Annotated in this window: 9 protein-coding genes; 2 read left to right on the top strand and 7 right to left on the bottom strand. The window is 60.9% G+C overall.

Annotation, left to right across the window (positions count from 1 at the left end; translation table 11 throughout):
- Positions 1–76 precede the first annotated feature (76 nt).
- From pqqB to AC07W4_RS05540, 6 genes are all read right to left on the bottom strand, one after another.
- Complete coding sequence (gene pqqB, locus AC07W4_RS05565) at positions 77–988, bottom strand: pyrroloquinoline quinone biosynthesis protein PqqB (protein WP_008051585.1); 912 nt, start codon at positions 986–988, stop codon at positions 77–79.
- Between the two features lie 81 nt (positions 989–1069).
- Positions 1070–1144, bottom strand: coding sequence for a pyrroloquinoline quinone precursor peptide PqqA (pqqA, locus tag AC07W4_RS05560; RefSeq protein WP_003444522.1), 75 nt, complete (start codon positions 1142–1144; stop codon positions 1070–1072).
- A 158-nt stretch (positions 1145–1302) separates the two neighbouring features.
- Positions 1303–3732 (bottom strand): pyrroloquinoline quinone biosynthesis protein PqqF, encoded by a 2430-nt coding sequence (pqqF, locus tag AC07W4_RS05555; protein ID WP_495031774.1) that lies wholly within the window; start codon positions 3730–3732, stop codon positions 1303–1305.
- 38 nt (positions 3733–3770) lie between these two features.
- The gene (locus tag AC07W4_RS05550) at positions 3771–4565 is read right to left on the bottom strand and encodes a carbon-nitrogen hydrolase family protein (protein WP_495031773.1); all 795 of its coding nucleotides are present in this window, start codon (positions 4563–4565) and stop codon (positions 3771–3773) included.
- A 12-nt stretch (positions 4566–4577) separates the two neighbouring features.
- Positions 4578–6260: a flavin monoamine oxidase family protein gene (locus AC07W4_RS05545; RefSeq protein ID WP_495031772.1), complete on the bottom strand. Its 1683-nt coding sequence runs from the start codon at positions 6258–6260 to the stop codon at positions 4578–4580.
- Between the two features lie 221 nt (positions 6261–6481).
- Positions 6482–6943 (bottom strand): Lrp/AsnC family transcriptional regulator, encoded by a 462-nt coding sequence (locus tag AC07W4_RS05540; RefSeq protein ID WP_007980298.1) that lies wholly within the window; start codon positions 6941–6943, stop codon positions 6482–6484.
- A gap of 185 nt (positions 6944–7128) precedes the next feature.
- On the opposite strand from AC07W4_RS05540, the gene AC07W4_RS05535 reads away from it, so the two are divergent.
- Positions 7129–9483: a glucose/quinate/shikimate family membrane-bound PQQ-dependent dehydrogenase gene (locus AC07W4_RS05535; protein WP_495031771.1), complete on the top strand. Its 2355-nt coding sequence runs from the start codon at positions 7129–7131 to the stop codon at positions 9481–9483.
- Between the two features lie 188 nt (positions 9484–9671).
- Entirely contained in the window at positions 9672–10307 is a 636-nt protein-coding gene (locus AC07W4_RS05530; RefSeq protein WP_495031853.1) for a zinc metalloprotease, read from the top strand.
- A gap of 109 nt (positions 10308–10416) precedes the next feature.
- On the opposite strand, the gene AC07W4_RS05525 is transcribed toward AC07W4_RS05530, so the two are convergent.
- Complete coding sequence (locus AC07W4_RS05525) at positions 10417–10713, bottom strand: DUF3077 domain-containing protein (protein WP_495031770.1); 297 nt, start codon at positions 10711–10713, stop codon at positions 10417–10419.
- Positions 10714–10946 lie beyond the last annotated feature (233 nt).

The raw sequence follows: 10946 nt of genomic DNA, 5'->3' as shown, positions 1-10946 counted from the left end.
CTTCGCGAGCAAGCCCGCTCCCACATTGGAACGCGGTCAACTGTGGGAGCGGGCTTGCCCGCGAAGGGGCCCTCAGCTACAGCACAATACTCATGCCGTCATACGCCACTTCAACCTGGCGCCGATCCAGCTCCGCACGTTGCGGCGAATCCTCATCGAGAATCGGGTTGGTGTTGTTGATGTGGATAAGCACCTTGCGCTGCTCGGGCAGTTGCTCCAGCACTTCGAGCATGCCACCGGGGCCGTTCTGCGCCAGATGGCCCATCTCGCGACCGGTACGGGTGCCGACGCCGCGCCGCTGCATTTCATCGTCATCCCACAAGGTTCCATCCACCAGCAGGCAATCGCTGCCGGCCATGATTTCCAGAAGCGCATCATCCACCTTGCCCAGGCCCGGTGCGTAGAACAGTTTGCCGCCGGTGTTGAGGTCTTCGATGATCAGGCCGATGTTGTCGCCCGGATGTGGGTCGAAGCGATGCGGTGAGTAGGGTGGCGCGGCACTGCGCAAAGGCAGCGGGGTAAAGCGCAGGTTCGGGCAGGCCGGTACGCTGAAGCTCTGGTCGAGCTCGATGCGATTCCAGGTCAGCCCGCCATTCCAGTGGTTGAGCATGGTGAACAGCGGAAAACCGCTGCTCAGGTCTTCGTGGACCATGTCGGTGCACCAGACCTGATGCGGGCATCCTTCACGCAGCATGAGCAGGCCGGTGGTGTGGTCGATCTGGCTGTCCATCAGGATGATCGCGCCGATTCCGGTATCGCGCAGGGCTCGGCCCGGTTGCATCGGGGCGAAGCTCTGGAGTTGCGCGCGGATGTCCGGGGAAGTGTTGCACAGCACCCAGTTCACGCCGTCGTCGGAAATCGCGATGGACGATTGCGTCCGCGCCTTGGCCCGCAAGCTGCCGTTGCGAAAGCCCGCGCAGTTCACGCAGTTGCAGTTCCACTGGGGGAAGCCGCCGCCGGCAGCGGAACCTAGAATCTGGACAAACATGGACGCTCCATCATTTCAACGCTGAAAATAAAACGCCTCGGATAACCGAGGCGTTGTGCTGCATCTCTGTCAAAGCTGAGATTAGCGGCTTGCGAAGTACATGGTGACTTCAAAGCCAATACGCAGGTCGGTGTAGGCAGGTTTGGTCCAGGCCATAAATTGAACTCCTTCAGGTAAGGTGGGACAGCGCTGTCTATAGGTATAGTCCACCTCAAGACAGAGATGTTCCAGATAGTTAGGTTGCTATGTTACTCAAAATTTCAAAGAAATTGCCCGTGAAACTTTGAGAAAGCTCCTTGCAGCCCCGGTAATGATCATTTTGCCGCTTGCCATGGCTCGCCTTGTGCAGCGCTGTTGGCAAGGCACAGCCAGCCGCCTTCGGCCTGATTCAGGCGTTGGGCCGCAGCCAGTAAAGCGGCTAGGTCGGTTTGCAAAATGGCCTCGGGCAATTGCGTCAGATATTCCGACGAACGGCCGGCCAGCTTGCCCTGCCAGAGTAATTCGGCCGCTTGCCCCGTGGTGAGCGCAGCACTGGAAAACTGATCCGCCAGGGCCTGGCGTTGAGCGTTGAAGGTGGTGTCGTCGAGCGTGTGGATCAGTTCTGGTAATCGATTCAGGAATTGCTCGATGTGTTGCAGCAACTCCACCGGCGCAACGCTTGGCGATTGCACGCCGAACAGCAGCCCGGTTTGCCCGTGAATCTGCCGCAAGGCGCTGAACACCGCATAGCCGAGTTGCAACTCCACTCGCAGGCGCTGGTAGAAGGGTGTCTGGCAGACATGCGCGAGCAAACGCCACGCAGCTTCGTCGGCCATTTCCTGGGTGGCTGTCGGACAGAACAGCAGCAACGCGTGTTCGCTGGAGGCGGTATCGACAGTGCTCCACAGGTGCTGTGAAAGGATCGAAGAGGGCGGCGTCAGTTGATTGTCCGGCGTGCCGGGTATGCGGCTCAAGGTCAGGCCCATAGCTGCTTGAGTCTGAGCCGATAACCCGATGGCCAGCCCATCCCATCGCGCACTCGACCAGAGTGGCTGCAGGTCGTCCGAGTTCGCGGTGTTCCCGAGGCAGTGTTCGGGCAGTGCCTTGAGCAGTTGTCGAATCGGTATTGGCGCAACGCTGGTCGATTCGGCTTGTAAGACAGCGGCATCAGGTTTTGTCAGTTCTTTCAGCACATGCTCCAGGACGCTGGGCATCGGCTCCTGTAGCCCGTTCAGTTTGAGCAGCCATTCGTTGCCCGACGCGCTGAAGGAAAACTCCACGCCGGCCTGGTGCGCGTCTTCGCGTAACGGTTGCAGGTGGCTTTCCAGTCGTGATTGAAGATTGCTGCCTGGAGCCGAGTCCAGACGCCAGCGCAGATAAATCGCACCTTCGGCACTGTTGTCCGGGAATGCCTGGCTGAATTGCATCGGCGAACGTTCACGACGGCTGCGCGAGCGATCCTGGGCAAAAGTGCGCAGGCCACGGTGGGCGCTGGTCTGGCCGCGAATCAATCCGGCGTTGGGTGCCGGTGTTTCGCCGCGCAGGAAAGGATTGGGGGCGGGCAATTGCCATGGACCACTGAAGTTATCCACAGCTCCCACTTGTTGGAGGATCTGCTTGAGGGCTGTAACGCCCTGCTCGGGCAACCCGGCTTCGCGCTGTTCGCTGTCCAGTCGGGCCAGTTGCAAGGCACTGCTGACTTGCTGCTGGCGCTGGAGCAGGGTTGCGTATTCTTCGCGCAATCGGTTCCAGTCTTGCTCGGCAAAGAAACCGAGCCAGTCCAGAAGGCGTTCGCGGATGCCTGTTGTCGAGTCGGCGGCGGGCAGGGTGAATTCGATATGCAGCAAGGCTTGCCCGGCGAACTGGTACAGCGGCTGGGCTTTCAGGTGATCGGCCAGCCCGCGCTCGCGCAGGTCCGCCAGCAAGCCGCCGGGTTTTGCCAGGTTCAGCCAGTGGCACAGGAATGCCAATGCTTGTGCAGAAAGGTCGGGCAGCGCTTCAAGGGCAAACAGCAGATTCAGGCGCCGCTCGCCAGCCTGTTGATAACTTTTATCCGGCGCATCCATCAGCGGTATCGGCGCTTGTTGCGTGACTGTTTTGCCTTTGGCAATGACGCTGCCAAAGGCTTCGGCCATCGCTTTCAATTCATCGAGGCTCTGCGGCCCGGACAGGCTCAGGGTCATTTGCCCGGTCTGGTAAAACTGCTGATAAAAATCCTGCAACGCCTGCTGAAACTCGGGTTGTTGCAGCGGTAGACTGCCGCGATTGCCGGCATGAAAACCCCGTAGCGGGTGAGCCTCGGCCAGGCCATTGAACAGCGCAAACTGCTGCTGCGCCTCGGCATCCTGCGACCAGGCGACAAATTCCGCCTGCAACACTTCCCGTTCCCGCTGCTGGTCGTCCGGATTCATACGCGGATGGGCGAGCATGTCTGACAGACGCTCCAGCCCACCGGCAAACGCCTGGGGCGGCAGTTCGAAAAAGTAGTCCGTGGTGCGTTCGCAGGTCCGCGCGTTTACCTGGCCACCATGGCTCCGGACGTAGGCCATCAACCCTTGCCCGGCAGGAAAGCGCTCGGTACCGAGAAACAGCAGATGCTCAATAAAGTGCGCAAGGCCAGGCCACGCCAGTGGCACATCATGGCTACCCGCGGCGACCCGCAACGCTGCTGCGCAACGCTTCAAATTCGGGGCATGACGCAGCGTCACCCGCAGGCCGTTGGCCAGGGTTTCAGTGTGGGGGCGAAGGGGATTCAACGCGGGCATGGGCACTTCCAGAACAGTGAAGTGCCAATGCTAGCGGATTAGGACTTGTTCAGCTCGCCGTAAAGCTCGGGACGACGATCGATCAGGTAGCGATTGGCGGCGCGGGAGTCGATCATCAACTGACGATCCAGCTCTCCAACAATCAATGCTTCATCAAGGCCTGCCTGAGCGATGCGGCTGCCATCCGGTGCGGCGATGCTGCTTTGACCGCAATAGTGGATATCGCCTTCATGGCCGCAGTAGTTGGCGTAAGCCACATAGCATTGGTTTTCGAAGGCGCGGGAACGCACGGTGACATCGGCGACGAAATCGAACGGAATCATGTTCGCGGTCGGCACCAGGATCAGCTCGGCACCGGCCAAGGCCAGGCGTCGGGCGTTTTCCGGAAATTCCAGGTCGTAGCAGATCAGGAAACCGAGCTTCCAGCCGTTGAGTTCAACGATGGGAAACTCGTCGGAACCTGCGCTGAACATCGAGTGATCCAGATCGCCGAACAGATGGGTCTTGCGGTAGTTGCAGATGCGCTCGCCGTTAGCGTCGATCAATTGCACGGCGTTGTAGATCTGCCCGTCCTCGGTGCGCTCGGGATAGCCATACAGGATGGCGATCCCGGTCGCCTTGGCAATGCGCGCAATCTGCTGCGCCGATTCACCGTTGTACACCTCCGCCAACACACTGACGGCATCGACGCCGATGTTGTAGCCAGTCAGGAACATCTCCGGCAGCACCAGCAAGTCAGCGCCTTTGGCCTCCAGCGCGAGCTGCTGCAAGCGCTGCAGGTTGCCGGGGACATCCAGGGGCAGCGGCGGACATTGGTAAAGGGCTACGCGCATTTCGGATTCCTCTTACTCGGGAAGGGCGATCGGTCCGATCTCGTTGAACACATCTCCTGGACCCGGATTCTCGGCGTGAGTTGCACCACCGAAGTGTTTCATGATGCCCCACACCGCGTTGAGCGAGGTCTGTACCGCGCCCTCAACCCAGGCCGGCGTCCACGAAACGTCGTCGCCGGCGATGAAGATACCGCGCTGCTCGGCGGGCATGTCGTCCTGCATGAAGTGCGCGTACATGCGCTGGTTGTAGCGGTAGTGGCCGGGCAGGGCGCCTTTGAACGCGCCGAGGAAATGCGGGTCGGCTTCCCACGAAACGGTGATCGGATCGCCGATGATCCGCGCGGCGATGTCGACTTTCGGATAGATCTTCTTCAACGCATCCAATGCCAGCTTCACGCGTTTTTCCACCGGCTGCGGCAGCATTTTCAGCGCGTCGCTCATCCACGAGTACGACAGGCAAATCACCCCAGGCTTGTCGTCGCCGTTGTCGAACAGATAGGTGCCACGGGTCAGGCGATCGGTGAGGGTCATGCTCATCAGGTCGCGACCGGTTTCCGGGTCCTTGTCCTTCCAGAACGGGCGGTCGACCATCACGAAAGTCTTCGACGATTGCATGTAGCGGGTGCGGTCCAGGGCCATCCACATCTTTTGCGAGAACAGGGTTTCGTCGCATTCGATCTGGGTGGTCAGCAGCCAGCTCTGGCAGGTGGTCAGCACGGCCGCATATTCGCGGGTGTCGCCCCAGTTGTCGGTGACGGCGAAACGGCCGCCCGGCGCGTGGGCAATTTTCTTCACGCCGGTGCGCGGTGCGCCGTTGTGCAGCGAGCTGAGGCTGGTGCCGGCCGGCCAGTGTGCGCAACGCTCCGGCACGTGGCGCCAGATGCCCTGCGGCACCTGTTCCACGCCGCCGACCACCAGATGTTGGTGGTCGTCGCAGTTGGTCATCACCACGCGGAAGATTTCCAGCATCGAGTTCGGGAAGTCCGAATCCCAGCCGCCGGTGCCGAAACCGACCTGGCCGAACACTTCACGGTGATGGAACGAGAGCTTGGCGAACGCCTTGGAGGTGGCGACGAAGTCGTAGAAGGTGCGGTCGTCCCACAGCGGCACCAGGGTGTTCCACAGTTCCTTGAGGCGCGGCACGTCGCGGTCGCGAATGGCTTGCTGGATATCCGAGAACTGCGAGCCGGCTTCCAGGGCATCGGCCCACGCGTCAGCCACGTCCTGGAACAGTGCGGGAAGATCCGACAGCTTCTGTGCGTAATGAGTCTGGCCTTCGAGGTCGATCACCGTGCTGCCCGATGCGGGGGTCAGCGGGTTGGGGAACGGCTTGGTTTCCAGGCCGAGCTTGTCGACGTAGTGATAAAACGCGGTAGAGGACACCGGAAAACGCATGCCACCGAGCTCAGCCACAATGCCTTCGGCGCCATTGAACGCCTGGGAGCGCAGACGGCCACCCATTTTCGAGGCTTCGTAGACGACCGGTTTCAGCCCCAGCTTCATCAGCTCATATGCGGCCACCAGGCCGGCAATCCCGCCACCGACAATCGCCACCTCGGCACCATGATTGTGCTCGGGAATGCTGCCCAGGCCAGCCGGGTGCTCGATCCAGTCGTCGAAGGCGAAGGGAAAGTCCGGACCGAAAATGGTGATTGGTTTCTTGCCGTCTGCGGGATGGCGATTGTTCTTGTTCATGGCTGACCTTGCTGGCGACCCGACGCGGAATGCGCATCTGAGTATAGGAAAAGATGCCAGCCATTCTAGAGAGCACAGAACACGTTAATAAGACGCAAAGTGTCGTCATTTTGCCATTTTATTGGTCAATATGACGTTATCGATGTACACACTGCCCACTGTGGGAGCGGGCTTGCCCGCGAAGAGGCCCGACCAGACACCACCAAACCATCAGCACAAACTCAAACCGGCTGCCCCCGATCAATCTTGCTGCTCAAGATGATCGACGTCGTGGTCTTCTCCACCCCATCCACACTGCCAATCTGATCCAGCAACTGATCCAGTTGCTCCGGCGAATCGGTGCGCAACCACGCCACATAATCAAATTCGCCACTCACCGCACACAATTGCTGTACCTGCGCCATCGCACTCAGGCGCCGCAACACCTCCTTGCCGGAGCGCGGTTGCACGGTGATCCCCACGTACGCCTGCAACCCGCCATCCACCACCCGCTGCCCGAGGCGCACGCCGTAACCGGTGATCACCTTGGCCTTTTCCAGCCGCGCCAGGCGCGAAGTGACGGTGGTACGGGCGATGCCCAGTTGCCGGGCGAGCATGGCCACGCTCTCGCGGGCGTTGATCTGCAGGGCGGCAATCAACTGGCGGTCGATTTCGTCGAGGACGGGGGGGCGAGTGTCAGGCAAAGGGTTATCTCCAGCGGTATGGATCAGTGCGCAAGCATGTTACAGGCAGATTCTGTACGACGCTCGCGACGGATCCCTGATCTGGTCTCAGTACTGTTCATGACATTTCTGCCTGCGACAAATTGCCATAAGTAACCAGTTAGTACATTATTCCGCCCTTGTCACAAATGGGGAAAATGTCCGACATGAACAATTCTGGGGTTGCCGCCGGCAGCAAATGGTTGCTGGCGGGGCTGGGTGTGCTGATTGCACTGATCGGACTCGGCCTGGCGGGTGGCGGCGGCTATCTGCTTGCGCTGGGTGGCAGCTGGTATTTCCTGCTGATGGGCCTGGCGATGCTGGCGTCCGGGTTGATGATTGCCCGGCGCAAGCCGCTCGGCGCCTGGCTGTATGGTGTGGCGTTGCTCCTCACTGCGATCTGGGCTGTTTGGGATGCGGGTCTCGAATACTGGCCGCTGGTCTCGCGGGTGCTGACCTTCGCCGTGATCGGTCTGGTGGTGGCATTGATCTATCCGACCCTGGTCCGCGCTTCGGGCGCGACCGGCGGACGTGGCGCCTACGGTCTGGCTGGCATTCTGGGTGTGGGCGTCGTTGCGACGATGGCCTACATGTTCGTGCCGACCCACGTGGTCAAAAACACCACTGTACCTGCGGTAACGCCGGTCACTCCGGGCACCGAACAGAAAGACTGGGCCCACTGGGGCAACACCACCGCCGGCAACCGCTTTGCCGCGCTGGACCAGATCACCAAGGGCAACATCGACAAGCTGCAGGTCGCCTGGACCTTCCGCACCGGCGACATCCCGCAAAGTACCGGTGCCGGCGCCGAAGACCAGAACACCCCGCTGCAAATCGGTGACACGGTTTACACCTGCACCGCCTACGGCAAAGTCTTCGCCCTGGATGCCGACACCGGCGCTCAGCGCTGGAAGTTCGACCCGCAAGGCACCGCGCCCAACTGGCAGCGCTGCCGTGGCCTGGGCTATTCCGAAACCCCGGCGACTTCGGACAATCAGCCGACCGCCTGTACGAAACGTCTGTTTCTGCCGACCGGCGATGCCCGTCTGATTGCCATCAATGCCGACACCGGCAAGCCCTGCGAAGAATTCGGTAACGAGGGCACCGTTGACCTGACCACTGACATGGGCGAAGTGAAGCCCGGTTACTACCAGCAAACCTCGACCCCATTGGTCGCAGGGGACGTGGTGATCGTCGGCGGCCGCGTGGCCGATAACTACTCCACCGGCGAACCGCCGGGCGTGGTGCGTGCCTACGACGTGCGCAGCGGTGAACTGGTGTGGGCGTGGGATCCGGGCAATCCGAACACCACCAAACGTCCGCCCGCTGGTGAGACCTACACCCGTGGCACGCCGAACGTGTGGTCGGCCATGTCCTACGACGCCACACTCGGTCTGCTGTACCTGCCGACCGGCAACGCGACGCCAGACTTCTTCGGCGGTCAACGCACCGAGTTCGACGACAAGTGGAACTCGTCTATCGTCGCCATCGACGTGAAAACCGGTCAGGTGCGCTGGCACTTCCAGACCACTCACCACGACCTGTGGGACTTCGACCTGCCGGCGCAACCGCTGCTGTACGACGTGCCGGACGACAAGGGCGGCACCCAGCCAGCCCTGGCGCAAGTCACCAAACAGGGCGAGATCTTCCTGCTCAACCGCGAAACCGGCGTGCCGATTGCCCGGGTCGAAGAGCGCCCGGTGCCGCAAGGCAAGGTTCCTGGCGAACGCTACTCGCCAACCCAGCCGTTCTCGGTGGACATGCCGTCAATCGGCAACAAGACCCTTACCGAGTCCGACATGTGGGGCGCCACGCCGTTTGATCAGTTGATGTGCCGCATCCAGTTCAAAGGCATGCGCCACGAAGGCGTCTACACCCCGCCGGGCATGGACCGCGCCCTGCAGTTCCCCGGCTCGTTGGGTGGTATGAACTGGGGCAGTGTCTCGGTTGATCCGAACACCAGCTACATGTTCGTCAACGACATGCGCCTGGGCCTGGCCAACTACATGATCCCGCGCGACAAGATCAAAGCCGGGGCCAGCGGCATCGAAATGGGCGTGGTACCGCAGGAGGGCACGCCATTCGGCGCCATGCGCGAACGCTTCCTCTCGGCGGTTGGCATCCCGTGCCAGAAACCACCGTTCGGCACCATGTCCGCCATCGACCTCAAGACCCACAAGCTGATGTGGCAAGTCCCGGTCGGCACCGTGCAAGACACCGGCCCGCTGGGCATCCGCATGCACCTGCCGATCCCGATCGGCATGCCGACCCTCGGCGCATCGCTGGCCACCCAGTCGGGCCTGCTGTTCTTCGCCGGCACCCAGGACTTCTACCTGCGCGCCTTCGATACCGGCAACGGCAACGAAATCTGGAAATCGCGCTTGCCGGTAGGCAGCCAGTCCGGGCCGATGACCTACGTTTCACCGAAAACCGGCAGGCAGTACATCCTGCTGACGGTGGGCGGTGCGCGTCAGTCGACGGATCGTGGGGATTATGTGATTGCCTACGCTTTGCCCAAGTAAGGTGACGTAGGAGCGAGCTTGCTCGCGATGGACGTTAACGATAACGCGTGCTGTCTGAATGGACGCGGCGTGTTCAAGTCCATCGCGAGCAAGCTCGCTCCTACATTATTGATTGTGCGGGGCGACAGGATGGACAGCGACCGTCACTCGTAGTCGAATGCGAGAACGAAGGATCCGAGGCAATGGACATGACGACGAACCTGCCTGCCGCTGTACGCGACCGCGCATTGCAGATCGCCCATCACGAAATGGGGCACTACGTGGTGGCCCGCGCCCTGGGCTTTGAAACGGGCGGCGTGACCCTGACAGTGACCAAGGATTTGCGCCACCAGGGTGGGGCCTCCATTACCCTGGTGCGGCCGATTTCGTCGATAGATGCCATGAAGGAACATCTGGAAGCCCGGATGATGGTGCTCCTGGCTGGCGCCATGGCGCAGACATTCCCCTCAAAACCTTCAGCCGCAAAACACGTCGATAAGCCCAAAGCCACCGCCATCCTCAAAGGTGAGCAGGGGGCGGAGCAGGACTACGCAAAAATCAGGGAGCTTCAGCATCTGCTGCGCAACATCGTCTACCCGGATACCGATCCAGCGTCGAGCGAGCGCATAACGGCGGAGCTTAAAGCGACGACTGATCGGGTGTGGGGGCGGACGCAAAAAATTATCGAGGACCAGGCCGAGACGATTGCCGAATTGGCTGCGGCGCTGGTGGACGGGATGGTTCTTGTGGAGCAATGGGGGCGGGCGGCGGATACGTATGAGGTGGTGTTGATGGGTGAGGTGCTTGAGCGGATCTGGCCCGAGCAGCGCGTGCATACATTGTAGGAGCGAGCTTGCTCGCGAAGGTCGTGAACGATAACGCGAAAAACCAGGTATCAGCATCGCCAGTGGTTTTTTCGCGAGCAAGCTCGCTCCTACACGTTCATTGGTTTGCTTACTTGCTTGCTCCGGCAGGTCTGCGCGTCAGCACCTTCACCACATCATCAATCACCGCTTTGCTCATCGTCGTCAGGTAGTGCGCGGCCCAGGCGTGGCGGTCGGAGTCTTGGGCGTAGGCGGCGTCCACGGTCAGGGATTTGGCGAGGTAGAGCAGGTCGGAGGCTTGGGCCAGGGCGTCGGCGATGGGGACGTTGCGGCAGACGTGGAATAGTGGTTGGTCCGAGAGAAACAGGAAGGGGGTGAAGCCGACGGTTTTTAGTTCTGAAATTGCAGATGCATCTGTTTTAGTCATGGTGTCACTCCAAGGTTCGAGGAGCTGTCACGTTCGTTTCCAAGCGAATGGGTGGCAGCTGTACGCAGGTTGGAAAACCGGGAACCAAGGAACCGGCACGCCCGAAGGCGTCCCACGCACAGCCGCCATGACACACGATTGCAGGCGTAAAAACGCCTGTTGTCATGATTGCGCGCTGTTGCGTTAAGGTTCGACGGGTTTCCAAGCCCGATCGCTGATTGGTCAGCGACGTC

The organism is Pseudomonas sp. GW821-FHT02A08, assembly GCF_059422045.1.
Note: the sequence above shows the minus strand (reverse complement) of the source record. Positions and strands in the feature narration are given on the sequence as shown.